The sequence below is a fragment of the Cyclobacterium salsum genome (assembly GCF_010119245.1).
GTDB lineage: Bacteria > Bacteroidota > Bacteroidia > Cytophagales > Cyclobacteriaceae > Cyclobacterium > Cyclobacterium salsum.
On sequence record NZ_WNKG01000002.1, the window covers coordinates 639,709 to 666,460 of the forward strand.

Annotated in this window: 24 protein-coding genes; 17 read left to right on the top strand and 7 right to left on the bottom strand. The window is 43.5% G+C overall.

Features of this window, described 5'->3' with window-relative positions; translation table 11 throughout:
- Positions 1-167: 167 nt before the first annotated feature.
- Complete coding sequence (locus GJS45_RS05275; RefSeq protein WP_162340396.1) at positions 168-590, top strand: hypothetical protein; 423 nt, start codon at positions 168-170, stop codon at positions 588-590.
- A gap of 161 nt (positions 591-751) precedes the next feature.
- Entirely contained in the window at positions 752-2,218 is a 1,467-nt protein-coding gene (locus tag GJS45_RS05280; RefSeq protein WP_235954611.1) for a glycoside hydrolase family 99-like domain-containing protein, read from the top strand.
- 54 nt (positions 2,219-2,272) lie between these two features.
- On the opposite strand, the gene trpS is transcribed toward GJS45_RS05280, so the two are convergent.
- The gene (gene trpS / locus GJS45_RS05285) at positions 2,273-3,247 is read right to left on the bottom strand and encodes a tryptophan--tRNA ligase (protein WP_162340398.1); all 975 of its coding nucleotides are present in this window, start codon (positions 3,245-3,247) and stop codon (positions 2,273-2,275) included.
- Positions 3,248-3,316: 69 nt separating this feature from the next.
- On the opposite strand from trpS, the gene GJS45_RS05290 reads away from it, so the two are divergent.
- From GJS45_RS05290 to GJS45_RS05305, 4 genes are all read left to right on the top strand, one after another.
- Entirely contained in the window at positions 3,317-4,414 is a 1,098-nt protein-coding gene (locus GJS45_RS05290; RefSeq protein ID WP_162340399.1) for a DUF1573 domain-containing protein, read from the top strand.
- A gap of 183 nt (positions 4,415-4,597) precedes the next feature.
- Positions 4,598-5,569, top strand: coding sequence for a tryptophan 2,3-dioxygenase family protein (locus GJS45_RS05295; RefSeq protein ID WP_162340400.1), 972 nt, complete (start codon positions 4,598-4,600; stop codon positions 5,567-5,569).
- 3 nt (positions 5,570-5,572) lie between these two features.
- A complete protein-coding gene (locus GJS45_RS05300; protein ID WP_162340401.1) occupies positions 5,573-7,162 on the top strand; it encodes an NAD(P)/FAD-dependent oxidoreductase in 1,590 nt (529 codons plus the stop codon).
- A gap of 21 nt (positions 7,163-7,183) precedes the next feature.
- Positions 7,184-7,558 (top strand): CoA-binding protein, encoded by a 375-nt coding sequence (locus GJS45_RS05305; protein WP_162340402.1) that lies wholly within the window; start codon positions 7,184-7,186, stop codon positions 7,556-7,558.
- Here the strand turns inward: GJS45_RS05305 and GJS45_RS05310 are convergent.
- From GJS45_RS05310 to GJS45_RS05320, 3 genes are all read right to left on the bottom strand, one after another.
- Positions 7,555-8,427, bottom strand: coding sequence for a Brp/Blh family beta-carotene 15,15'-dioxygenase (locus GJS45_RS05310; protein WP_162340403.1), 873 nt, complete (start codon positions 8,425-8,427; stop codon positions 7,555-7,557). The two genes, GJS45_RS05305 and GJS45_RS05310, sit on opposite strands and share 4 nt — an antisense overlap.
- The gene (locus GJS45_RS05315) at positions 8,414-9,580 is read right to left on the bottom strand and encodes a lycopene cyclase family protein (protein WP_162340404.1); all 1,167 of its coding nucleotides are present in this window, start codon (positions 9,578-9,580) and stop codon (positions 8,414-8,416) included. Before GJS45_RS05315 ends, GJS45_RS05310 begins: the two co-directional genes overlap by 14 nt.
- Before the next feature lie 83 nt (positions 9,581-9,663).
- Positions 9,664-10,416, bottom strand: a complete 753-nt coding sequence (locus GJS45_RS05320; protein WP_162340405.1) for a bacteriorhodopsin — start codon at positions 10,414-10,416, stop codon at positions 9,664-9,666.
- Between the two features lie 373 nt (positions 10,417-10,789).
- Here GJS45_RS05320 and gyrB point away from each other — a divergent pair, with 373 nt between their 5' ends.
- Positions 10,790-12,748 carry a DNA topoisomerase (ATP-hydrolyzing) subunit B gene (gene gyrB / locus GJS45_RS05325; RefSeq protein WP_162340406.1) on the top strand — a complete coding sequence of 653 codons (1,959 nt, stop codon included), beginning with the start codon at positions 10,790-10,792 and terminating at the stop codon, positions 12,746-12,748.
- A gap of 113 nt (positions 12,749-12,861) precedes the next feature.
- On the top strand, positions 12,862-14,988 hold the full coding sequence (ppk1, locus tag GJS45_RS05330; RefSeq protein ID WP_162340407.1) for a polyphosphate kinase 1: 2,127 nt from the start codon (positions 12,862-12,864) through the stop codon (positions 14,986-14,988).
- A gap of 7 nt (positions 14,989-14,995) precedes the next feature.
- Here ppk1 and GJS45_RS05335 read toward each other — a convergent pair whose 3' ends face one another.
- The 3 genes from GJS45_RS05335 to GJS45_RS05345 form a co-directional block, all read right to left on the bottom strand.
- A complete protein-coding gene (locus GJS45_RS05335; RefSeq protein ID WP_162340408.1) occupies positions 14,996-15,898 on the bottom strand; it encodes a Ppx/GppA phosphatase family protein in 903 nt (300 codons plus the stop codon).
- Between the two features lie 142 nt (positions 15,899-16,040).
- Positions 16,041-16,250, bottom strand: a complete 210-nt coding sequence (locus tag GJS45_RS05340) for a hypothetical protein (RefSeq protein WP_162340409.1) — start codon at positions 16,248-16,250, stop codon at positions 16,041-16,043.
- 81 nt (positions 16,251-16,331) lie between these two features.
- Positions 16,332-16,607 carry a DUF202 domain-containing protein gene (locus GJS45_RS05345; RefSeq protein ID WP_162340410.1) on the bottom strand — a complete coding sequence of 92 codons (276 nt, stop codon included), beginning with the start codon at positions 16,605-16,607 and terminating at the stop codon, positions 16,332-16,334.
- A gap of 106 nt (positions 16,608-16,713) precedes the next feature.
- Here GJS45_RS05345 and GJS45_RS05350 point away from each other — a divergent pair, with 106 nt between their 5' ends.
- The 9 genes from GJS45_RS05350 to GJS45_RS05390 all read left to right on the top strand — a co-directional run bounded on the left by GJS45_RS05350 (position 16,714) and on the right by GJS45_RS05390 (position 26,734).
- On the top strand, positions 16,714-17,610 hold the full coding sequence (locus GJS45_RS05350) for a DUF3078 domain-containing protein (protein ID WP_162340411.1): 897 nt from the start codon (positions 16,714-16,716) through the stop codon (positions 17,608-17,610).
- A gap of 202 nt (positions 17,611-17,812) precedes the next feature.
- On the top strand, positions 17,813-19,192 hold the full coding sequence (locus GJS45_RS05355; RefSeq protein WP_162340412.1) for a TIGR00341 family protein: 1,380 nt from the start codon (positions 17,813-17,815) through the stop codon (positions 19,190-19,192).
- A 567-nt stretch (positions 19,193-19,759) separates the two neighbouring features.
- Positions 19,760-20,671: a helix-turn-helix domain-containing protein gene (locus GJS45_RS05360; protein WP_235954613.1), complete on the top strand. Its 912-nt coding sequence runs from the start codon at positions 19,760-19,762 to the stop codon at positions 20,669-20,671.
- Between the two features lie 150 nt (positions 20,672-20,821).
- A complete protein-coding gene (locus GJS45_RS05365) occupies positions 20,822-22,204 on the top strand; it encodes a glycoside hydrolase family 88 protein (RefSeq protein WP_162340413.1) in 1,383 nt (460 codons plus the stop codon).
- The gene (locus tag GJS45_RS05370; RefSeq protein ID WP_162340414.1) at positions 22,201-23,031 is read left to right on the top strand and encodes a sugar phosphate isomerase/epimerase family protein; all 831 of its coding nucleotides are present in this window, start codon (positions 22,201-22,203) and stop codon (positions 23,029-23,031) included. Before GJS45_RS05365 ends, GJS45_RS05370 begins: the two co-directional genes overlap by 4 nt.
- 16 nt (positions 23,032-23,047) lie before the next feature.
- The gene (locus GJS45_RS05375) at positions 23,048-24,190 is read left to right on the top strand and encodes a Gfo/Idh/MocA family protein (RefSeq protein WP_162340415.1); all 1,143 of its coding nucleotides are present in this window, start codon (positions 23,048-23,050) and stop codon (positions 24,188-24,190) included.
- Between the two features lie 12 nt (positions 24,191-24,202).
- The gene (locus tag GJS45_RS05380; protein ID WP_162340416.1) at positions 24,203-24,973 is read left to right on the top strand and encodes a 3-ketoacyl-ACP reductase; all 771 of its coding nucleotides are present in this window, start codon (positions 24,203-24,205) and stop codon (positions 24,971-24,973) included.
- A gap of 115 nt (positions 24,974-25,088) precedes the next feature.
- Positions 25,089-25,316: a hypothetical protein gene (locus GJS45_RS05385; protein ID WP_162340417.1), complete on the top strand. Its 228-nt coding sequence runs from the start codon at positions 25,089-25,091 to the stop codon at positions 25,314-25,316.
- Positions 25,313-26,734, top strand: coding sequence for a sodium:solute symporter family protein (locus GJS45_RS05390; protein ID WP_162340418.1), 1,422 nt, complete (start codon positions 25,313-25,315; stop codon positions 26,732-26,734). The genes GJS45_RS05385 and GJS45_RS05390 overlap by 4 nt, the downstream gene beginning before the upstream one ends.
- Positions 26,735-26,752: the final 18 nt, after the last annotated feature.

Genomic DNA, 26,752 nt, shown 5'->3' on the forward strand with positions numbered 1-26,752 from the left:
CCAAAATATAAGCATTAATATGGATTTCCGCCTACTTTGATTCCTGAATTTTGAATGGGAGTTGGTAGAAAATGGGGCCTTTCCAATTTTTAAATGCCCTTGTTGGAATATGTGCCCATATTCTCTACCTTCATATTTTCAAACACGCAAAACAGCTTTTAGCCTTTATGGATTTTGATAAACTTGACAAAGATCTTTCTACCATCGTAGAGTTACGCATTCGTTTGAGTAGTATCACTTATGCAGATCCGGATTATGATGAAATCGAAGAAGAACTTCACGATCTGGAGGACACGCTAAATGAGCAATATGGTGATGAACTGGAGAGTAAGTTAGAAGAGATCTACGCTACCCTGGCTTCTGACAATGACGTATTGCTGCCTTCGGCTTATCTAGCTAATAAATACATCCCCATGCAACCCGATGCCAGGGGAGTGGTCACCTACGATGTACAGGGTCCGGAAGGGGTGCCGGTCGAATCCGAGCAGTTTGACGGGCAGGATGTGAGAATCGCCCTGGTTCCCAACCCCGCCCGTTTCGTTATGGTAATCAATGGGCGTCCACTCAAAGACCTATGGCGGTCAAGATAGGGAAGGGCTCAAAAGCAGGCCATTTAACGTTTTGTTGAGGGTTTAGCAATTGTAAATTTACTCCTAATAAAATGCTTGCTACTGGCCGGGTTTTTATTCTATGTTTTTTTTTAATTCCGATTTTTTCCGGATGTCAGAGCTTTCTTAGTAATCGGAAAGGCATGGAAGCTTCATCGGTTGCTACCAACGAAGGACTGGAAACAGCGGCAATTCAAAATTCAGCTTCGTTTAATGTCGGTGTTTTTTATATGCCTTCCTGGAATGTATCCGGAAATGAAAAGCAAGATGTGGATAGTTTTTGGTCCTGTATACAGGGCAGGGAGAATTGTAGTTTTCTGACTGACAAAAGTGCCTGGGGTCCGCATGGGAGAATTTACACTTCTAGTTTTCCCTATGAAGGCCCCTACCTGGATAAAAAACCCATAGAAGCACTGAAGGGGTTTTACAAGAGAGATGATCCGGAAGTGGCACGAAAACAGTTGGATTATATGTATGATTATGGCATTGATTTTTTTGCCTATAATTGGTTTTTTGGCAGGCATTATTATTACCATAAAGACTTTGCTCCTCAGGCCGGGGTGTATTACCCTGAAGAGTGGCCGACGGACAAGTCACGGGATGGCAGGGTAGAAGTGCCCGGTGTGGAAGAATGGAATGACCAACTGGAGGTTTTATTGCAGGAGAATGCCAAAAGACCTAAAAATACGCAACTGAAATTTGCCTTAAACTGGTGTGACGATAGTGAGGACAGATGGACCCAATGGCTTCGCATGGCCTCTCCTCAAAACATTAACTCGCGTACTAATTATCCGGGAGAAACCCCTGATAAGGAATTGTACCTAAGAGTTCACGATAAAATTACCCTGCTTTGGATTGATAAGTATTTTCATAGGGATGATTACTTGAAGGACGAAACCGGAAGGCCTGTTGTCTACTTTTATTTTCCCCATGACACAGAAGCCAGGGCAAGTTATTACGGTATTGGGTTGGATGATTTAATCGAAAGGTCACAAGATTTGGTGAAAAAAGCGGGATTTCCCGGAGTGAAATTTATAGCAGTGACCTCTGGAGCCATGACCACTTCCCAAAAAGCCTATGCCATGCCGACCTCCTGGAAGCCACTGGATCCAAAGCAGCCCTGGCTGGGAGGAAAATATGCAGATCGCTTGCTTTTTCAGGATTATGTCCCTCGATTGAAAGCGTTGGGATTTGATGGGATGACGGCATATATGTATCATGATTTTTACGATCAGGATAATAAAAGTTATGCGGATATGCGGAAAACCTATCAGGGACACTGGGACAAATGGTCCAAGTATTATAAAAATGACGGTGAATTCGACTATCAGGTGCCGGTAGCAATGGGCTGGGACCGTAGACCGGCGGGAGGGACCTGGCCACAGCGGAGCGGTTTTCCAAGTGAGCCTTCCAAGGATAAGGTTATATCAGATAAATCATCCTTTAAGGTCAAACTTACAGCTGCCAAAAAGGTGTTAGTTGAAAATCAGGCAACAAATGGAAATACCTTGATGGTCTGTTGCTGGAACGAATACCTGGAGGGCAATCATATCGAGCCAACGGTGGGTCATGGGTTTGATTACCTGGAGGCGATTAGGGCGCTTTTTTAATTTTCGTAACGGGAGAGTGTTCCCCAAGTTGGAAGGCATGCTTCTTATGAATGCTTACTTGTATCCCAGGCGGTTTCTGATTTTATTTAATAATACCATCGCCGCAGAACGAGCCTTCTTTTCTCCTGCTTCTAGCTTGGCTTCCAGTTCGCGAGGGTGGCTCATGTAATAATTAAAAGTTTCTCTTTCTTTTTGGTATTTATCCAAAATTAATTCCATGAGTTCTTTTTTTGCATGGCCATAACCAAAATTCCCTCCAAGATAGCTATTTCTTAAGTTTTCAATTTGGGATTTTTCAGCGATCAAGCTATATAGGGCGAATACATTGCAGGTGTCAGGATTTTTTGGTTCTTCAAGCGGAGTACTATCTGTAACGATGGTGTTGATGTTTTTTTTCAGTAGTTTTTCAGGTAAAAAGATGTCAATGTAGTTATTATAGGATTTACTCATCTTTTGTCCGTCCGTACCTGGAATTGTTTTCACCTCTTCCGAGATTTTTGCTTCGGGTATGGTTAACAGGTCTTCCCCAATCCGGTGATTGAAGGTACTGGCAATATCTCGGGAAATTTCCAGGTGTTGGAGTTGATCTTTTCCTACCGGTACCAGATCTGCCTCGTAAAGCAAAATATCTGCTGCCATCAGAACCGGATAGGTAAATAGCCCCGCATTTACATCCGCCAGCCTGTCAGATTTGTCTTTGAAGCTATGGGCATTTGCTAACATGGGAAAGGGAGTAAAACAACTCAGGTACCAGGTAAGTTCGGTTACTTCCGGAATACGGGATTGGCGGTAAAAGACCGTCTTTTCGATATCCAAACCGAACGCCAGCCAGGCCGCAGCCACTGCATTGACATTTTCAATACGTTGTGCGGCATCCTTGATGGTGGTCAGGGAATGAAAATCCGCAATAAATATAAAAGACTCGTTATTATCTTTTCTGATAAGGTCTATAGCCGGCTGGATGGCGCCTAACACGTTACCCAAATGAGGTTTTCCCGAACTCTGAATTCCTGTCAATACTCTTGCCATTGCTGTATTTTTGGCGCAAATTAAGCAATTAAAGGAATAATATGTGGAAATTTAACGTTATTTGCAGGTATGAAGAGGACAATATTTTTATTGGGCATGTGCGGTTTTTTGTTTTCTTGTTCTGAGGATGTTAATAGTCAGGACGTTGCAGGAACTGGCTTGGCATGGGAAGAAAACCTTCAAACGCTGGGTGCTGTGTTGGCGGAAAACGGAGAGGCGACCGCAAATTTTTATTTTGTAAATAAAACCGATTCGTCGGCTTACATCAAGTCGGTAGAAACGGACTGCGGCTGCACCGTGGCGCAATATTCCAATGATACCCTTGCTCCGGGCAAGGTAGGATTGGTGAAAATCAACTATGATCCGCAATCCCGCGGTGGATCCTTCTCAAAAATGATCCTGGTTCGTACCAACGTGGATCCGCAAGGGGATTCCTTGTTCTTGGAAGGGGTTAATGTGCCTTATCCGCAAAATCCGGAAAACCACTATGAGGTTCGAAAAAATGGGCTTGGCTTCGTGTTTAAGGTAAATAATCTAGGCACCTTATTCACTGATGAGCCTAAAACGAAATACTTGGATTTTTTTAATTTCAATGATTTTCCGATTCAGCTAAATCAGATTCAAGAGCATCTTCCCGAATACATAGAGGCGCAAATGCATCCGAATATGGTGCAGGGTAACACCAGAGGAGTGCTGGCCATTACCTTCGATACCGCTAAAAAGAATGAGCTGGGCTTTATGGAAGAAGAATTTCGACTTGCTTTCCTTTCATCCGAGCGCTTCGAACTTCCCATCAGGCTGATGGCGACCGTACACGAGCACTTCGATCCGGTTCCGGTGGATCAGGTAGATCAGGTACCCAAATTAGACATTAGCGAGAGGGAGGTAGACTTGGGGAAAATCAGTTCAGGGAATACCCTTTCTAAAACGATTTCCCTACAGAATACAGGTTCCCAACCTCTAAATATCAGAAAGGTGGTATCCAATTGCGATTGCCTACGCTTTGAAATACCGGCCTACGACTTGAAAGCCGGAGCTGAAATCGAATTGAAGTTCACATTTGATCCGAAGGGAAGAAGAGGAATTGATCATAAGACCCTAACGTTTTTTAGCAATGATCCCTTGAACCCTACCCAAACGGTTGTCATAAAAAGCCGGATTGACTAAAATTTGGTTTGGTTTGCGGGTATCTGAAAAGGGTCAGATGGCCTGATCAATGGAAGTCTTGGGCTAATTTGGTGGTCAAATTTGTTATTTTGCAGATAATAGCAGAATTTTAACTCCCCGGAACCAAATCTTTTTTGGTTCCTCGCCAAGAATAATCAAAAGAAGCGTTACCGCCATACCTGCATGGAACAAGAGTATCCCAAAAAAGAAATCATAGAAAAAATTAAACTGCTGGAAGAGAAATTTCGATCTTCCGGTCAGGATTTATCTTCTTACCTGGAGGGGTTGCTTCACGCCGACTACCTAAACTACTGGGACTATATCAATCTGGATACCTTGCTTACCTTACAGCAGCCCCGTACCTCTTTCAGGGATGAAAAGATCTTTATTGTGTACCATCAGATTACGGAGTTGTACTTCAATCTCATTCTTTGGGAATTGGAACAAATGGCAGCAGAAAAAGAAATTAGCCTCTCTTTTTTCAAGGCCAGGCTGAAACGCGTGATCATGTATTTCGATTTGTTGATCGCTTCCTTTGCCGTGATGTGGAAGGGTATGGAGCGCGAGCAGTTTATGAAATTTCGCATGTCGCTGTTACCGGCCAGTGGGTTTCAAAGTGCCCAATACCGGATGATCGAAATCATGTGTACCGACATACAGAATTTAGTGTACCTGGAGGCCAGGGAGGATTACAAGGACATCAACCTGACCAGTATTGATTCACTTTTCGATATTCTGTATTGGCAATACGGTGCCAAGGAACTGGCTACCGGAGAAAAGACACTAACACTCAAATCGTTTGAACAAAAATACGGTCCCACACTCAAAGAGCTTATAGGCAAATTCAGGAAAAATAACCTTTGGAAAAAATACCTTTACCTATCTGAAAAGGATGAAGCCCTCACCGATCTAATGCGGGAACTGGATGAAAAGGCGAATGTTTACTGGCCCTTGGCGCATTATAAATCAGCGGTTAAATACCTCCAAAAAGATCCTATGGATATAGCCGCTACGGGTGGAACCAATTGGCAGAAATTTCTTCCTCCCCGATTTCAAAAGGTAATTTTTTATCCCGAACTATGGACGGACTCGGAAATGGATAACTGGGGGAAAAATTGGGTGGAAAAAGAGTTGTTGGGTGGTGTTTCCGGCTAAGTAATGAGAAAGGAACTAACGCTGGTACTCAGCCCGGAGGAAGCCTATCAGGACGCGGTTTTTCGTCAGGTAGTAGCCAAAGAAGCGGGTTTTGCTGATGATACGGAAGGGCTCATCATACGCCCCCTCCGAAGGTCCATTGATGCCAGAAGCCGAAGGGTGAAAATCAATGTGACGGTGGAAGTCTTTTCCGGAGAAAAGCCCCCTCCGATAATAGAAGCAGGAAAAACGTATCCCAATGTGCGAAACGCCGATCCGGTCGTGATCGTGGGAGCAGGACCGGCTGGCTTATTTGCAGCGTTGAGAGCCATTGAGCTGGGGGTGAAGCCCATCATTCTGGAACGGGGAAAAGATGTGCGTTCCCGAAGGCGGGATCTTGCCGCCCTGAACAAGCATCATTTGGTGGACCCCGATTCCAACTATTGTTTTGGAGAAGGAGGCGCAGGGACTTATTCAGATGGTAAGTTATACACCCGTTCAAAAAAGAGGGGGGATATCCGCAGAATCATGGAGATCCTCGTTTCCCATGGCGCCAAAGAAGAAATTCTCGTAGATGCCCACCCCCATATTGGTACCAATAAATTGCCTGCACTGGTGGTAAATCTTCGGCAAAGTATTCTGGATGCCGGAGGGGAAATTTATTTTGAGACCAAGGCATCGGATTTGATTCTGGAAAGGGATACCATTCGGGGGGTAGTTACCGCGGGCGGAGAAAAGGTTTTAGGCATAGGAGTCATTCTCGCCACCGGGCATTCCGCCCGAGACATTTTTCACCTGTTGGCAAAGCGGCAGGTATTTATTGAACCAAAGCCTTTTGCTTTGGGAGTAAGAGTGGAGCACGATCAAAATCTGATTGATAAAATTCAATACCATTGTCCGGTGGATAGGGGAAGTTTTTTACCCCCTGCGTCCTACAGCCTTGTCCAACAAACGATGTTGGAAGGAAAGCAGCGAGGGGTGTTCTCATTCTGCATGTGTCCCGGGGGATTTATTGTGCCGGCGGCAACCTCACCCGGTGAGATAGTAGTCAATGGAATGAGTCCCAGCCGTAGAGACGGGAAATTTGCGAACTCGGGTATGGTGGTAGCGGTAGAACTGGAGGATCTGGACGGGTACCATCAGCACGGACCGCTGGCAGCAATGGTTTTTCAGCAAGAAGTGGAGCAGGCTGCATGGGTCGCTGCCGGGAAAACGCAAGCGGCTCCGGCTCAGCGAATGGAAGATTTTGTGAGAAGTAAGGAAAGTAAGCAACTGTTGGCCAGCTCCTACCAGCCGGGTCTCCAAAGTACGGACATGCATGCGCTTCTACCGGCCTTCGTCAGCAAAAGGTTGAAAATGGCTTTACCATTAATGGATCAGCGGATGAAAGGGTATTTTACCAATGAAGCCCAGTTGATTGGGATTGAAAGCAGAACCTCTTCTCCGGTCAGGATTCCGCGGGATAAGCAGCTCTTAGAGCATCCCCAAATTCACCGCCTTTACCCTTGTGGTGAAGGTGCTGGCTACGCAGGAGGCATCGTCTCGGCAGCAATGGATGGCGAACGATGTGCGGAAATGCTTGTGGCCAAATACCACCGAACCAGGTTGGCCTGAATGTTGGGGTAAAAATAAGGTATGGAAGAAAATAAAAAGACAGTTATTCTCGGTGCCAGTCCGAATACCTCCCGGTATGCCTATGCGGCGGCCAGAATGCTTAGGGAAAACGAGGTTCCTTTTGTGCCTGTCGGTATCAAAAAAGGGCAGGTACTAGGTGAAGAAATTCTAAATATTCGGGAAAAGCCTAAAATAGAGGGTGTTCACACACTGACCTTGTATATCGGCCCCCAAAATCAACCAGAGTGGTACGACTACCTGATTTCCCTCCAACCGGAACGAATCATTTTTAATCCGGGAACAGAAAATCCGGAATTCTATGCCCTGGCGAAAAGCCAAGGGATCGAAGTATTGAATGCCTGTAATTTGGTAATGTTGAGCACGGGCCAATTTTAATCCTTATCGGATTCAAGGAATCGATTCATATACCAGACATGTGGGGCGGAAATAAGGGAGATTAAAACAAAAAACACGAAGATGATTTCCTCTACTTCGCTGCTTTTATAAAGGAAGGCGATTATCAATGCCATCCCTGCCAGGCTTAGCGTGGTAAACGGTATCATCCTGGAGATAAAACTTTTAAGTTTGTTTTTTCCAAAGTGTTTTTTCAAAGCTTGGAATTCTTCGCTCATACTGGGAAGGGCGTGCCAAAATCCAAAGTAGATTATAAAAGCCATCAGAAGGGGCAATTGGTAAAGTAATAGCCCCAGGCCCACCATTTCTACCGGAAAAAACAGCCATTTTCCTGACCTGTTCCGAAAAAACAGGAAGTTGCTTATCAGAAAACTTCCAGAGATGATATACCAACCAATGGATTTAAACGCCGCAATCGTTGCTATTTCCTCAAGGATTTTGCCCGTCTCATCGAAACTACCCCACAAGATCACACTTAGGTAAAAAAGACCGGTAAAAAAGTAGGTAGCTTTTTTATGGTACGTTAAGGGGGTTTGGATAAAATGACTTTGCCCAAAATGATACGCAGACATGATAATAAAAGCAATTAATGCCGGTAGGGGTAAAAGAATCCAAAGCGATAGATAAGCGAAAATGATCGCCAGGTATTTAAGGATGAAACGGATTAGGTTCTCTCTATTGATCCTGGGATTAGCAAGCAGATGATCCAAAGATCCATGGGGAATGCCCACCGTCACTAATACTAAGCCGATAAGAATCCATTCAAACGTCTCGTTTCCTTGAAAGAAAACCAGGTATGCCAAAGCAATAAAAACCCCCAGTACCTTACCGCTATTTTCAATGTTTCTCAAAACGAAGTAGGGATTTAATAAAAATGGAAAATTTTAACCTGGAAAGAAGCTTAAGTTCATGAATAAAACTGGTTTCTTCATTTAGAAATCGCAATATTTCGGGTCCGGAATTTTTTTCAAAAAGGTTGAAAAAAACTCGAGGGAGCTCATGGGGCCATTTTTTTGCAATGTTAAGAATGATATTATCGTAAAACGAGAATCTTATTTTCCTATTAAATAACAGGCTTGCTTGATCGGGTTTACTTTCAAGTGCTCTAACGATGGATGCACAGTGTTTTTGGATGGTATGAAAGGTGTAGCCGGTACTCGGTTTACTGCACCCCGCCAACGTTCCCAAATGGGTGATGTTTGGATGCTTGATTTTACTGAAAGCATAGGTGGTCATCGGAATACTTCCCGCTTCCTTGAAGGAAATTTCAATAGGTTCTTTACCCAATCGTTGTGAAATATAGCGTTGTAAAGCAAATTCCATCTTTTGAGCATCCAAATGCTCCGTTGTAAACACCGTGTACTCTATCAAAGCTTCCGTTGGTGAAAAGGGTAACAAATAAAAAAAATCGGTATCACCATTCGAATTGCCTAAAAAGTTCATCAACACAGCAGTGTCCGTTTCAAAGCAGGAGTTCTGGGTTTTTACTTGCCAACCCAGGAAAACCTGCCTGAGGATTCTGTTTTTTTCAGGTAATAGGGGACCATTAGGGATGCTATTAAAGATTTTTCTACCCAGGTAGGTTCCATTTTCCAAGGTGCTGACCGACACACTGGTAGCGTTATTTTCGGTAATAGAAGAAACCGAATCCAGTACGAAATGCACGTTGGGAAACAAACTGATTCGTTCCTTGATTTCCGAATAAAAGTCAGAAGATTTGATATGAAAGTAGTTGAGTGCACCGAGTTGTTTTTTCAACGTTTTTTTCCCCATACTGATACTGATATTTTGCCAGGAAACAATCGGAGAATTTTTCGGGTGAATGGAAAGCGGCTTTTCTGCCCAATAGCACCAGGTTCGGTCGTTGGTGTTTTTATTGGAACTGTCAATTACCAGGATCCGACTATTTTTGAGTTTACTTTCCAATAGGTGATAGACGAAACTCATTCCGGCACAGCCAAATCCTGTTATAATAAAATCGTAGGTTGAATTGGGAGTGATCATGAGTACGAACCTTAGGGTAGCTTATTTCAAGCTTATAAGAAAAAACAAACTGCCCCAATAGGTTAGGGCAGTTTGTAATACTTTTAGGCAGCTACTGCTTTCCTGTTCTTTGCCGTTTCAGCAATGGCGACAGAGTAGATCACCAATCCGAACCCGATTTTGTTAATGGCATCAGCCAGGTTATAAAACAAATCAATGCTGCTTACTTCAAAAGCTCCTGATAATAAGTTTCCTGGTAGTACCATGTACCCAATTGGATAAATAGACCATCCCAAGGTGATAAAAATTTTCAGAAGAAACATCGCATTGCTTAAAGCAGGGCTTTGAGACGTTTTAGCCAACTTTGCCACGTCCCCCGCAAATACTTCATAAACGATGTACAAATACCCCAATGTGGAAAGGATGCCCCACATGACGTTATTTTCGATCCCAGAAGTTTCCCCGATGAATCCCGTCACCAACATGATCAAAGAGGCGAGAATTAATTTAAACAAGGTGGATCCTTTTGCCCCGAAAGGCTTGGTAAGTAGATAAAACTCCACACACATCAAAGGGACCGTCAAGGTCCAGTCTACGTAGCGGAATGCCGTGGGACTCTGCCCTGTTTCGAGGTAGAAATCCCTCATGTAATAATAGTGGACGGCAGCAATACCCGTAATGAGTGCAGATACCAAAAGAGATGTTTTCCACTTTCCGTCCACTGATCCTCTTTCGACTAGGAAAAAGATAGCAGAAGCAAACATGGCCATGTAGCCGATGAAGAATGTGATGGCTACCGGGTCGCTGTTGATGATCTTTTCCAAACCGACCAATTCAGCTGTTAATACAACGTTCATAACTTTTCTTTAAGGTGAAATTTGATTAAAATGAATCCAATAAAATTCTAATGTGGACAACTTTTGCAGAATAATATTTGTTTAAATTTTAATCAGATACTCTAAACAAATGCGTGTAAAACACTGAAAAATAGTAGTGAACTGTTTAAAATAGTCATAGGGTTTTACAGGGGTAGGCTAATTTTTTTTCTGGTATTTTGGAATTTAATTTTTTGTTGGCCCTAAATAAAATAGGGGTGTTGTATTTCGTTTTAAGCTCAATTTACTTCTCCAAAAAGCTGGGTGCTATCGATTTTTTTTTGTAATATTGCAGGTTGATTATTGAATGAAAAAACTGCTTTTTAATTTAAAAAAAGGGCATTTGTAATAGGTTATGAGCGAAAAAAAAGAAGGAAATCGGAACGATTATTCGGCCCAAAATATTCAGGTTTTAGAGGGGTTGGAAGCGGTCAGGAAGAGGCCTGCCATGTACATTGGAGACATTGGGGTGAAGGGTCTTCATCATTTGATTTGGGAAGTAGTAGATAATTCCATTGATGAAGCCCTCGCCGGTCATTGCGATTCCATTTTTGTGACCATCGAGGAGGACAATTCGGTTACGGTAAAAGATAACGGTAGAGGAATTCCAACCGAGGTTCATACCAAAGAAAATCGCTCAGCTTTAGAAGTAGTAATGACGGTCCTTCATGCCGGAGGGAAATTTGACAAAGACACTTACAAAGTTTCCGGGGGACTGCACGGAGTGGGGGTTTCTTGCGTGAATGCACTATCGTCGTCATTGAAGGCCACTGTTCATAGAGAAGGTAAAATATTTGAGCAGGAATACATTCGGGGAGTACCCCAATACCCGGTACGAGAAAACGGAACGACTGAGAGCAGGGGAACACATATTCATTTCAAGCCGGATCACGAGATATTTCAAGTGCTTGATTTCAAGTACGATACGATTGCAACACGCTTAAGGGAAATGTCGTTTCTGAATGCGGGAATCCGTATTTATTTAAACGACCTGAGAGAAAAAGACGACGAGGGGAATTTTCGCTCAGACGAGTTCTTTTCGGAGGGAGGCCTGGTTGAATTTGTGGAATACCTGGACGAAAACAAGCAAAAAATCATCGATTCGCCGATTTACATTGAGACCGAAAAAAATGGAGTTCCGGTACAGGTGGCAATGGGGTATAACAATTCGTACACTGAAAATGTGGTGTCCTATGTAAATACCATCAACACCTATGAGGGCGGAACCCATGTGTCCGGATTCCGACGCGCCTTGACCCGAACCCTGAAGAGCTATGCCGATAAATCAGGCATGCTGGACAAGGTGAAGTTAGAAATTTCCGGAGACGATTTTAGGGAAGGCCTCACGGCGGTCATATCTGTCAAGGTAGCGGAGCCTCAGTTTGAGGGGCAGACCAAAACGAAGTTGGGAAACTCAGATGTAACCGGGGCGGTAGATGGCGCTGTTTCCGAAACCCTTCAATTTTGGTTGGAGGAGCACCCAAAGGAAGCCAAGATCATTGTTGGAAAAGTCGTTCTCGCGGCCCAGGCACGGCATGCTGCCAAAAAAGCCCGGGAAATGGTCCAACGGAAAAATGTACTTGGCGGAGGAGGCTTACCGGGTAAGCTGGCGGATTGCGCTAATTCGGACCCCACGGTTTGTGAACTCTACCTGGTGGAGGGCGACTCAGCCGGTGGTTCTGCCAAACAAGGTAGGGATCGGGACTTTCAAGCCATTTTACCATTAAAAGGAAAGATACTGAACGTGGAGAAAGCCCACGAACATAAGATTTATGATAATGAGGAGATAAAAAACATCCTGACAGCACTAGGCGTCAAGTTTGGGACCGTCAATGATGAAAAAGAGTTGGATTTGTCCCATCTGCGGTACCATAAGATCATCATTATGACGGATGCCGATATCGATGGATCGCATATCCGGACCCTGATACTTACCTTGTTTTTCAGGTACATGCGAAACCTAATAGAAAATGGGTACGTGTACATTGCCCTTCCTCCTTTGTATTTGCTAAAAAGAGGAAAGGAAGAAAAATATTGCTGGACTGAAGATGAGCGAAAACGGGTTACTCAGGAATTAGCCCCGGACGGCAAGGTAGATAGTGTGGGTATACAGCGATACAAGGGATTGGGAGAAATGAATCCAGAGCAGCTTTGGACCACCACTATGGATCCGGAGACACGAACGTTGAAGCAGGTGACCATTGATTCGGCTGCAGAGGCGGACCATTTGTTTAGCATGCTGATGGGCGATGAAGTGGCTCCAAGAAGAGAATTTATAGAGAAAAATGCGAAATACGCTAAGATTGATACCTAATCCGTTTCGGAATGCGTTGTGTCAATACAAAAAAGGGCGTTGTGCCCTTTTTTTATTCTTCGATTTATTTAGTATCATTGGCCTACTTTTTCCCTTAAAAAAATCAATTAATTATGAAGCTTATCCAACATGATAAAATAGAAGAAACCATTAACAATAGTGAACTTATCAGCCGTGACCTGAGCTGGCTTAAGTTCAACGAAAGGGTTTTTGATCAGATAAAAAAGGATAAACGCAATATTTTCGAGAAATTTAAATTTCTGGCCATTGCTGCATCCAATCTGGATGAGTTTTTTATGATTCGGGTAGGGTCCTTGTATAACTACCTGGACTATGATAAGGTACGGATTGATTACTCTGGCTTGAGAGAGGATGATTTCAAAAAGAAATTAATGATTGAGTCCCAGCATTTTCATAAACGGCTGCAGCGGCATTTCGTAAAGGAACTATTGTTTAAAACGCAGGAGGCTGGTTTTATTTTGAGCAATGTTCGTAATTTACAGGAGGAGGAGCAAAAAACCATTAAAGAGTACTTCTACAAAGCGGTATACCCCATGCTAACCCCCATGGTATTTGACGGGTACCATACTTTTCCCATTTTGATGAACAAGTTGCTTATTTTTGGGGTGGTGACAATTGGACCGGGGGAAAAAAAAGACAATAAGAAGCTTTCATTCGTTCAGATACCTTCCAATATTCCTCGTTTCTTCGAACTGGAAAGAGAGGACATGATGATTTATGTTCCGATAGAAGAAATGATTCGTGAGCATATCGTTTCCTTGTTCAGAAATGTAACCATCGAATCGATAAATTTATTTCGGATTACACGAAATGGTGATTTTACACTGGAGGAGAGTGAGGACATGGACAGCAATTTTTTAGAAGAGGTAAAACGAAAGCTAAACGAACGAAAAACGGGACGTGTCGTCCGTATAGAGATAGAAGAAGGCTACAGTAAGTGGATGGTCAATTTGCTTAAACAGCGATGGACGCTAAACGACGATAGTATTTTTAAAATTGAGAGAAAGAGCCTGATGGATTTTTCAGGACTTTGGCAAGTCATTGGTAACAAACGATTTAAAGATAAAATACCAGCTACGCCCCGGCCCGTTCCGCCGCTATCTTACCCCGAAGCCGCTTCGGAGGATATTTTTCAGGTTTTGAAACACAAAGACGTGCTGCTACACCACCCCTACAATGACATGGAACCCATTTTGGAGTTGTTGGATAAGGCTGCGGATGATACCCATGTGATGGCCATAAAAATGACTATCTACCGGCTTGCCAAAAACTCACGTATTGTGGGCGCGCTGCTAAAAGCGGTAGAAAATGGGAAACATGTCTCTGTTCTTTTTGAAGTCAAAGCGAGATTTGACGAAGAGAATAACATACGGGAAGCCAAGAAAATGCAAAAAGCAGGCTGCTTTGTTATATATGGGGTGAGTAATTTTAAGACGCATACCAAATTAATGCTCATCGTTAAAAAAGAAGAAAACAGGGTGACCCGTTACGTTCACGTGGGATCTGGTAACTACAATGAAGAAACCAGCCGGATATACACAGATATCGGTTTGCTGACTACCAATGAAATACTAGCAAATGACGTATCCGAATTTTTTAACGTTATCACAGGCCATTCAGCTCCTACCAACTATCAAAATCTGATCACCTCGCCCAGAGACATGCGGAACAAATTGATAGAATTTATTCAAATAGAGGCTGAAAATGCTAGTAAAGGCTTGCCTTCCGGTATATTTATTAAAATCAATTCCTTAGAGGATTCGGAGTTTATTTTCGCTTTGTATAAAGCTTCTCAGGCCGGCGTACCGATTAAATTGATTGTTCGTGGCATTTGCTGCCTGCGACCGGGAAGGAAGGGTTTGAGTGAAAATATTGAAGTGATCTCCATTGTGGGGGATTTTCTGGAACATTCCCGGATTTACCATTTTCATAACAATGAAAACTACCGGACCTATGTAGGTAGTGCCGATGCCATGGTCAGAAGCTTTGATAAGCGGCTTGAATCCCTATTCAAGGTGGAGAATGAATTTCTACAAAAACAACTGATGAATATCTTGCGGTATAATCTATGGGATAACGAAAATGCCTACGTCATGCAGGAAAATGGTCAGTACATCAGTAAGAAACCTGGCGAAGGAGAGGAGCCGTTTAATATTCATCAGAAATTTTTCGAATTAATGCCGGACATGATTGAAGAAGTCCGGTTAATCGAGGGATAGGCGGCCACTACTTGCCGGTGAAAATGGTATTTTCGGTTCCGCAGTTTTTCTCAAATAGTTCCAGAAGCATGCCGTCTTTCAATCCCAGGTCAGGCACCTTGATCTTTTGAATTTTAGCAGCATCCAATGCAATTAGATAGATCTTTGTCGCTGGGATAATCACGTCCGCCCGGTCCTCATTCAGGTGAAGCAGGTTTATTCTTTCTTCACCACTATGGCTTTCCAGCAGATGTAGAATTTCCCTGATTTTTTGAATATCCAGCAAGCTTCCCCGCTTCTGCAGGCGGGCCAATTCGAATATTTTATTTATGTTTCCACCTGTCCCGATTCCGGTAATGGTTTTTTCCAGCGAAAGATGGGTGGTAATGAATCTTTTAATTTGACGCAGAGCGGGCTCGGGAAGCGCCTTATCCAAGGTACGGACAGATCCGATTTTAAACGATTTTGAGCCGACTTTTAGGCCTTTCTTATAAACATTCAATTCTGTGCTTCCTCCTCCTACATCTATATGGAGGTATGTTTTATGGTCGATATGATTTCCCAATGATTTATTTATCAGGGCTGCTTCGGTATTTCCATCAATAATCCTGATTTTTAGGCCCAGGTCATTTTGAATTTCTTTAACGATTTCTTTTCCATTTTCTGATTCCCGCATGGCAGAAGTGGCACAAGCCATGTAATCATCTACTCCATAGAGGTTGATCAGGATCTGAAATGCTTTCATCAGTTCTTTAAACCTGATTTTGTTTTCCTGAGAAATTTCTTTTTTTAAAAACACGTCCCTTCCCAGGCGTAGGGGAAACCGGAGGTATTCCAGTTTTTTAAAGGTATACTTCCCACGAAAATAGTGCACTTGCGTCACTTGCAGGCGAACGGCGTTGGACCCAATATCTATAGCTGCTAATTTCACTTGAACATGATAATCAACTCAGAAAAAGAACTAGTTACAAAAAGGAGTTACTTGGTCGGTTAGATGATCGCCGAGCAAACAACTCCTGCCACATTACCATATCAGGTAATGAGGTTATAATGTTAGGTAATGAATTGGACGCCTATTTTTTTCTACCTACTGCCAGCAAAACAAAACCTGCGATGACAGCGATTCCTCCGGCATAAGGGGGCCAGTTGAGCGATTCCTCGCTTTCAGCATTGACTTCCAGCGGCCCGGCATCAATCACCGTTTCTTCCGTGGTATAGGAAATCCCGGTGACTAAAAACATACCGATTCCCGCAATAATAAGAATAATTCCTAATATTTTCATGATTTTAAAAGTTTGGTTCTAACTACTGTGCTACAAATAGCTTACCAATTTTATGGGTTATGCGAATGCTATTTTAGAAAATCACATTTTTTCATATTTTCCCTTATTTAATTTTCTTTTTAATCTAAAGAAATTAATAAATCCAAGGATTAGTAACACCAAACTTATCAGGAAGGAAAAATACCCCAACTCTTTCACATTTTCCAGATCGTTTACCTTAATCAGCGCGGTTCCGCTGACGATAAAATACAAGCTCGTTCGGATATAGGACAAAAGCGTTCGGTCATTTGCCAATTTGGTACGCTGTCTGGCCAAAAAATCCCGGACGATAAGTGTTTCTTCTGTTATTTTTTCCATAGACTTGCGGACTAATAATGATTTAAAGCACAAATTTAAAGGTATAACTTTGAAACAATTGTACAAATTGTCACTTTAAACTTTTAAACCAAATAAAAAATTTTCAATGAAAACCTATTTACTTATTTTAATCGCCACGGTAGTATCGTGCCGTTTAGTAATCGCTCAAGAGGCCGAAGCTACTTCAGCCGAAAAAGACACCACCTACTGGCAATCTGAATTTAGTGCTGGTCTAAATTTTAATCAAGCTGGTTTTAGTAGTAACTGGAAGGCGGGGGGTGTCAATTCCGTGGCTTTTGGAAGCTTGGTTGCAGGAAAGGCATCGTATAGCAAAGAAAAATTCTCCTGGGATAATGAATTGGAATTATTGTTTGGAATTGTCCGTAATGAAGGAGAGGAAACGCGAAAGTCCAATGACCGAATCTTTCTGGATTCAAAATTAGGCTACCAAATGTCTGACAGGTGGTCGGCTTACTTTTCCGCTAATTATCTTACCCAATTCGCAGAGGGCTATACATTTAATGACGATGGTACCAAATCGTTGATTTCAAAATTTATGGCTCCGGGTTTCCTGACCTCCTCTCTGGGAATGGAATACAAACCCAATGAAACCTTTTTTTTGCGGATAGGCCCCCTTTCGCCCCGTTTTACATTTGTCACTGATCAGGGAATTATTGCTAATGTGCCGTCGAATTACGGCGTACCAGCGGGGGAGACGGTTAGAATTGAATGGTTAGCCATGCAGGTTTTTGCCAGCCTGGATAAGGATTTGGCTGAAAATCTAAATCTCAAAACCCGCTACGCACTATTTGCCAATTACGAAACACTGGCATTCGATTCCATTGACCACCGTCTGGATCTTACCCTGACCGCGAAGATTACTGACATCATCAATGTCACCTTCACCGGTATCGCCCTGTACGATTTGGACCAGGATCCGGGGGTGCAGGTTAGCCAGGCATTGGCGTTGGGCATTCTCTACAAAGTGGGGGGTAAAAAATAAATTATTGTGTACTTTTTTTCCAGGAAATTTTGATTTCAATCAGTTATTATTAATTTTGTTTGTATTATGGTAGTTAAATAATAGTTGGTTTAGTTTTCAAAATAAAAAGCAGGAGAGGTTCTCCTGCTTTTTTGTTTCCATATTATTTTTTCCAGTAAAGGGTTTTTTAGATAACTTGCAGAGGTTTCTTTTGAGGGATTTGATGAAAAACGACCGACAGCAGCTAAACGCATTATCAGAAAAGATAGCGGGTTTCCTGACATTTATACGCGATAGATTTGATCTTCATGAAGGCAAGGAAGATGAAATTGAGACGATTGAATACATAAGAAAAAATGTGGAATTCCGGGGTGCTAACCTTTGGATCCTTATTTTTGCGATTTTGGTGGCTTCTGTAGGCCTGAATGTCAACTCCACCGCCGTGATAATAGGGGCCATGCTGATATCACCTTTGATGGGTCCTATCATGGGGATCGGTATGGCAGCAGGGATCAACGATTTTGAGTTGATAAAGAAATCCATGAAGAATCTGGGGATTGCGATTTTGATCAGTATCATGACCTCTACGCTTTATTTTTCGTTTACCCCGCTAAACGATGCCCAGTCTGAACTGCTTGCCAGAACAGAGCCCACCATTTGGGATGTTTTGATCGCGCTTTTTGGCGGATTGGCTGGGATTATCGCAGGTTCTCGAAAAGAAAAAAGCAACGCTATTCCGGGGGTGGCCATCGCCACGGCCTTGATGCCGCCCTTGTGTACCGCAGGGTATGGCTTGGCTACCTGGAATATCTATTATTTTTTAGGTGCCTTCTACCTGTTTTTTATCAATTCTGTATTTATAAGCTTATCGACCTACCTTATTGTCCGGTTTATGGGTTTTCCTAAAAAGGAGTTTATAGATAGTCAGCGGGAAAGGCGGGTACGCAATTACATTAGTATTTTTATTATGATTACGATTGTTCCCAGTATTTACCTGGCATATAATATCGTCAAAAGAACACTCTGGGAAAAGTCGGCCAAAGAGTTTGTTCAGGCAGAATTTGATTTCCCAAGCACGCAAATTATCACCAGCAATTTCCAGTATGAGCCGGACAGTAGTGTCATCGAGCTGGCCTTGGTAGGTAAGCGAATCGAGGAGGAGGAAATAGCCATGATCCAAAAAAAGACGGCAACATTTAAATTGGATAACACCTATCTGATAGTTAAACAAAGCGGTGATACCGGAATGGACCTCAACATGCTGCGCTCGGATGTGCTAAAAGACCTCTACGAGCGAAATGAAGCCATGATACAGGGGAAGGACCAAAAAATTGCTTTTTTAGAACGTGAGGTAGCAAAATATGCGGCCTCTACCGGTATGGTGGCTGACCTGGCACGAGAAGCCAAAATTCATCATGAAAACCTTGTAGCCTTTTCCGTAAACCGATCGGTGATCGCTAATCTTACCGAAAACAGACAGGACACGGTATTGATAGCTGTTGCCACCTTCTCTAAAATTCCTGAAGAGCAAGAAACAGAACGCCTATGGTCCTGGTTAAAAATTCGGACCAAAGCAGACTCTATTTCCCTTATACTGGATTGATTCCCTGGAAGCATCCGCAGGAACTATCCACGAGAAGGAGCTTAGGGCAAACGCCGAATGTCGCCTCCAATGGGGTCGGGTGCTTTTCCAGGTTTTCCGAATGGTGCGTTTTGGCAATAGGAACGAACGATTGAGTCAACTAGGGTAAAAATCGAAGTCAAGCGGTGATAAAATCAAAAAAGCTATGAAACAATGTCTCATAGCTTTAGTCAATTAACAATAAACCCAAAATAACCTGCTGTAGGAGAAGGAGTCGAACCTCCACGGGGCAGTTAGGCAAAATACGAGCTCGCTATTTGCTTTTTTCTGGATTCCCCACCCCCGAGACAGGAGGGCATGTCTGCCAATTTCATCATCCTACATTGTAAAAAGACCGTTTGTCTTTATTTGATATTTCAAAGGTAATACATGGGGTTATAAATTGAAAATAATTTAATAAATATTTTAAAAAAATACGTTATTTATAAAAATTTAACTTAAAAATTTAAATATCATTAAACAGAAACGAAATAGTATGGGTCTCTTTGAGGAATTGTAAATGCTGTTTTTTCCTTAACTTAGACTCTAATGCTGAAAATGTCTATGGGAGAGCCAATAAAAACGTATGAAATGCCGAAAATCACCAATCAGCGAGCATTTCAGATTTATGAAGTTCAGGGAAAGACGATTCGGAATAGTACCTACCCTCATGAAACAGATCGACCTCACCGGCATAAATACTATGAAATATGCGTTTTTATCACCGGGGCAGGGAGACATGAGATAGACTTTGAGTCACACCCGATTCACTCCAATAGTGTGCATTTTCTTTCACCGGGTCAAATCCACCTGATAAGCCGTGAAAATGACTACCATGGGTATCTAATGGTATTTTCAAGAGATTTTTACGGTTTAGAAGCCGGGCAGGAAGACATCTTATTTGCGTTGCCATTTTTCAATAATCCGACCCTGGTTCCAATTCTTAATCTTTCCAGGGATGATTTTGACGAGCTCTTGCACCTGATCCGGTCGATAAGAAAAGAATACTTACATTGGGATGGGTTTACGTCTGAGATTCTTCGTCATTTTTTGCAAATATTCCTGATTAAATGCAAACAATATTATCTGCGTTACTTCGCCGATAAAAATAAGACATTGGATCCGCATTTTGCATTGGTCCAACAATTCAATGCGCTCGTAGAACAACAATTTCGACAGGTACATCAGGTGCAGGATTATGCCGCCATGATGGCCATGTCGCCTTCGGTTTTAAATAAACATGTAAAAAACATCACAGGATTTACGGCTGGCGAAGTGATTCTCGACCGGCTAATGCTTCAGGCAAAGCGGTACCTGATCTATACCGATCTCTCCAATAAGGAAATCGCGTACCAGCTGAATTATCAGGACCCATCCTATTTTAGTCGGATTTTTAAAAGGAAAACGGGAAAATCCCCGTCAGACTTCAGAAAGTCTGAGAACGAAAAGTACCAGCTTTAAATTAAAAAATACCTTTATAATGACGATAAATAAAGATAGTTTTAAGCTTTAAAATAAAAAGTGCAAGGTTTCACGATTGAATTCCGATTAATATTTTGAATTAGACAGCTGGATGAGCTTATCCCAAACAAATTTAAACCCATTAAAAAAATGATAGCAATAGATTCTGAAATTCAAGCCCAAGATTTAAAAAAGAGACTGGAGCGGTTTTGGCAACTTTCTGCAGAGAAAATCAAAGCGATTGAAAAAGAATACCCCCAAAACCAGGGTTCACCGGTATTTACGGTAAATGGTAAATATACCACCCGGGGTTGGACAGAATGGACACAGGGCTTTCAATTTGGTTCTTCCATCTTGCAGTTCGATGCTACCGGGGAGATGGATTTTTTGGAAAAGGGTAAAATGAAGACCCTGCAACTGATGGCTCCCCATATCAGTCATACCGGTGTCCATGATCACGGCTTCAATAATGTAAGTACCTATGGCAACCTGCTGCGGTTAATGATGGAGGAAAAAATCCCCTACAATGAGTGGGAGAAGAATTTTTATGAATTAGCCCTGAAAATTTCTGGGGCAGTTCAAGCCAGCCGATGGACTCCTATTAAGGATGGAGGATTTATTCACTCCTTTAACGGTCCGCATTCACTTTTTGTAGATACCATCCGAACCGTCCGGATTTTGATGCTTAGCTATAGTCTGGGGCATGTACTGCAGGAGGAAAACGATAAGAAGGTAAATTTACTTGTCAGAGGACTACAACATGCCAAGGCCACGGCGGACTATTCGGTGTATTATGGAGAGGGTAGGGACCGGTACGATGTATGGGGCCGCACGGCGCACGAAAGTGTCTTCAATACGCGAGATGGCAATTACCGCTGCCCTAATACCCAGCAGGGATATACGGGGTTTTCTACCTGGACCAGGGGATTGGCCTGGGCTATGTGTGGTTTCGCAGAAGAATTGGAATACATAGACAATTTATCAGATGAATCCTTAAAGGCATATGGGTCACCGGTGGAGATTGAAGCATTTTTGTTAAAAGCTGCCACAGCTAGTTGTGATTTCTATATTGATCATACGCCAATAGACGGGGTACCCTATTGGGATACCGGGGCACCAAACCTGCATAAATTGGGAGATTACCTATCTAAGCCTGCAGATCCCTACAATGCGTATGAGCCGGTGGACAGCACGGCTGCAGCGATAGGTGCCCAGGGATTACTGCGATTGGGTCATTACCTGCAACGTAAGGGACAAACAGAGAAAGCCAAAAAATACTGGCAGGCAGGACTTACCGTCCTCCGCACCTTGCTGGAAGAACCTTACTTAAGTACGGACGAAAAACACCAGGGCATTTTATTGCATTCCATTTATCACCAGCCCAACGGTTGGGACAATGTGCCGAAAGGACAGAAAATTGCCTGCAATGAATCCAGCATGTGGGGAGATTATCACGCAAGGGAACTAGCCTTGTATGTTCAGCGAATCATTGATAAGGATCCTTATTATACGTTTTTTAATTGTCTATCATGAGTATACAACCCATCAAAGATTTAAGCAGGCTTTGCGTTCATACCATCACTACCAAACATTGGAGTCTGGAGGAGGCGGCGGAGAATTATGAAATGGCAGGAGTCAAAGGGATTTCTGTATGGAGACAATATTTAGGTGGCCGGGATATCAAAGCTGCCGGCGACCGGCTCCGAAGTCATGGGCTGGAAATTGTTTCCCTGGTTAGGGGAGGCTTCTTTCCCTCCGTTTCGGCGAAGGACAGGGACCTGGCCATTCAGGATAACCTCAAAGCAATTGACGAAGCGGCAGCGCTAGGGGCTCCCATGATCGTTTTGGTTTGTGGTGCCGACCCGGGACAATCGTTGGAAACCTCCAGAGAGCAGATCCGGGAGGGCATTGAAAAAGTATTGCCTCATGCCATGCAAAATGAAGTCAAATTGGCGATCGAACCATTGCATCCGATGTATGCAGACACCCGTTCGGCAGTTAATACCCTGCGTCAGGCCAATGAAATGGCGGAGGCGATCGGTTCGGACCATGTGGGTGTAGCAGCGGACGTGTACCATTTGTGGTGGGATCCCGATCTTAAAGAAGAACTTCTCCGTTGTGGCAGCCAGGGAAACCTTTTCGCTTTTCATATCTGTGACTGGATGAGTCCTACGGTAGACTTTCTCAATGACCGTGGATTGATGGGAGAGGGCTGTATCGATATCCCTACGATTCGCGGATGGGCTGAAGAGGCCGGTTTTTCCGGATTTAATGAAGTGGAAATCTTTTCGGACCGTCACTGGGCCCGAGACCAAAAGGAGTTTTTAAACGATATTGTAAAAAGTTATTATCATTGCTAGTAAAATAGGAATACATATGGAACATAAAGTAGGAATCATTATGAATGGTGTCACGGGTAGGATGGGCACCAACCAGCATTTGATGCGTAGCATCGTGGAAATTATCGATCAAGGAGGTGTCAAACTCGCAAATGGGGATACCATTATGCCTGACCCGGTGCTGGTGGGAAGAAATGAGGCCAAGTTGCAGGCACTCAGCAAAAGGTCCGGGGTGAAAAAGTATACCACCGACCTGGATGCGGTCATGCAGGACTCGCAGTACAGTATTTATTTTGATGCCCAGACCACCGGGCGAAGGGCGGATGCCGTCAAACAGGCAGTGAAAGCCGGGAAGCACATCTACTGTGAAAAGCCGGTAGCGGTCGATACTGACACCGCACTGGAACTTTATGAAATTTGCAATAAAGCCGGAGTGAAAAATGGGGTGGTTCAGGATAAATTGTGGCTGCCCGGCCTCCGTAAGTTGAAGCGTTTGATTGAGAACGATTTCTTTGGAGAGATTCTTTCTGTAAGAGGAGAGTTTGGATATTGGGTCTTTGAAGGCCACACGGTACCCGCACAACGTCCATCCTGGAACTACCGGAAAGAAGACGATGGCGGTATCATCGTGGACATGCTTTGCCATTGGCGCTATGTATTGGACAATATATTTGGAAAGGTAAAAGCTGTATCCTGTACAGGAGCAACGCATATTAAGGAACGGGTAGACGAACAAGGTAAACCCTATACCTGTACGGCGGATGATGCTGCTTACGCCACCTTTGAATTAGAAGGAGACATTATCGCCCATTTTAACTCCTCCTGGACGGTACGTGTCAGGAGAGATGATTTGTTGACCGTTCAGGTGGATGGCACCAAGGGATCGGCAGTAGCCGGGTTGAGAGAATGCTACATTCAACATTATGGCAACACCCCCAAGCCGGTTTGGAATCCGGATATCGTGCAGCCAATTGACTTCTATGAAGGTTGGTCGAAGGTACCTGAGCAAGAACCCATGGACAACGCTTTCAAGGTGCAGTGGGAGTTGTTTTTAAAACATGTTGTTGCTGATGAGCCCTTTCCCTGGGATATGAAAGCCGGTGCCAGGGGAGTACAGTTGGCTGAGAAAGGGCTGGAGAGCTGGGCTAAAAGAGCCTGGGTTGATATTCCCGAACTTTAAGAATATATGACTATGAAAAATGTAGCACTGGTTACCGGAGGATCAAGAGGCATCGGCCTGGGAATTGCCAGGTGCCTGGCGAAAGAAGGATATGATCTGGCGATCAACGGTATGCGGAAAGAGGAAGATACCGCAGACAGCCTGAATGAGTTAAGGGAGATGGGGGCAGAAGTGCTGTATTGCAGAGGAGATGTAGGAAGTGCTTCCGACAGGCAGGGAATTATGGATTCCATAGAAACTCATTTTGGAAGGCTACATGTGTTGGTAAACAACGCCGGAGTGGCTCCTAAAGAGCGAAAGGATATTTTGGAGGCTTCTGAAGAAAGTTTCGACTATGTCTTGAAAACGAATTTGCATTCTGCCTATTTCCTTTCGCAGTTGGCCGCGAATCGGATGATTGCTCAGAAAAAGGAGAATCCGGACTTTAAAGGTTCCATCATAAACGTATCCTCCATTTCTGCCACGGTGGCTTCAGTGAATCGGGGAGAATATTGTATCGCAAAGGCCGGTATGAGTATGGCTACTCAGCTCTTTGCCGTGCGCCTTGGAGAATTCAATATTCCGGTATTTGAAGTCCGACCGGGAATCATCGCGACGGATATGACTTCCGGAGTACAAGAAAAGTACGACAAACTTCTTGCTGAGGGGCTTTGTGTGCAGGCCAGGTGGGGCTTGCCAGAGGATGTGGGCCTGGCGGTGGCTGCCCTGGCCAAAGGGGATTTCCCCTATTCCACAGGCCAGGTGATCATGGTTGACGGTGGCCTGACCATCCCCAGATTATAATAGCCAGGCAATTGGCAGTGGCTTGCTTGCTGCCAATTGCCTGTTTTAATAAATTTTCGTACTATTTCAGTCAACAATTGTATATTGTCAATTAAAAGACCTAAACCCAATTCAAATGGAAAAAAAGAGACTCTATTGGAAAATATGTTGCATCGCTGCGATTTTCCTGTGCATCCTTACCTTTACGCCTTTGGTCATACCGCAGGGAATTGCCACGCCTGAATTAGCTGGCGTACCCTACAGTTTATGGACCAGTTTTATTATCACGGTACTTTTGGTTGTCCTTACCTACATCGGTACGCGGGTACATCCAGGTATGCAAAATGAGGAGGAGGACGTATGATATTCTGGGTATGGGTATTTGGCCTCATCTATGCAGGCCTTTTGGTTTTCGCTTCTTTAAAATCCTATAAGAAAAACAGATCCTCCGAAGAGTTTATGATGGCGGGGTCTAATATAGGATTGACCCTTGGTGTACTGACCTTTGCGGCAGCACTTTTCAGTACCTTTACTTTTTTAGGCATGCCGGATTTCTTCCGGATCAATGGGGTAGGGGCCTGGATATTTCTGGCCGTATCCGATGGTGCCATGGTATTTTTACTCTTATGGTTCGGATACCATATCCGGAATAAGGTTAAAGGCATGGAGTTTAGAGGGGTTTCAGGCTTGATCACCAGGTGCTATGAAAACAAGCTTGCCGGATACGTATTCTTTCTCAGCGCATTTTTATTTCTGATTCCGTATGTGGGCATACAGATACAAGGCATTGCGATCTTTATGGATGCGGCTTTTCCCGGTTCCTTTCCAGCCTGGGGTTGGTCAGCCGGTATTGTTTTGATCATGTTGATATACAGTGAAATCGGTGGTCTGAAAGCAATCATTTTTAGCGATGCCATTCAGGGATTACTCTTATTGGTAGTTATCTGGATTATCGGATGGGCTTGTCTCAATCATTTTGGCGGGATTGGCCCCATGTTCGATAAAATTGGCACCGTACAGGAAGACCTGTTATCCACTCCCGGACCTCAAGGGCTGTTGACGCCTCAATTTTTGATTGCTTCCCTGATAGCCATTTTGATGATTCCCGTTACGCAACCTCAATTTACGACGCGGATTGTGGTGATGAAAAGCATGAAGACCATGCAGCTTATGGCGGTATCGCTGGGTGCCTTTGCCATTTTGGTTATTTTACCGACTATTTTCATAGGAATGTATGGCGCGGATTTGTACTCGGAGTATGGAAGAGACGAATTCTTTGCCAATGCCTTTCTTTATGACCAACCGGATGCCGTCGCGGCCCTCGCCATCATCGGTTTGATTGCCGCAGGATTGTCCACCACCAATGCGCAAATATTTGCGTTGGGTTCGGAATTAAGAGGCTTGCTGCGTGGAAATGAAAAAAGCATCATGCGGAATACGAAGATTGGCATTTTCGTTTTTTCCGTCATCGCTTTCTTTTTTTCCATTATTGTTTTTGACCAATTAGTGTTACTGGCCCGGGTAAGTTTTGCCGGGACAGGTATCATGGGGCCCATGATCATCCTGGGGATCCTCAGTGATCGAAAAGTTTCTCCGGCCATTATTTACCTTTCGCTTGTAGGATTAATAGTTTTCCTAAGTTCGTTGGCAGGTTTTATTCCTGATATGTATTTCGGCTTGAGGTTGGACTTGATACTGTTTATAATACTTGGTCTGGTGGCCGTTATCAGTCATCTTACCGGGAAAAAACTGCAATTGATTTCTCCTGAAACAGATCAGTAAGTTGATATTGAAATAAAG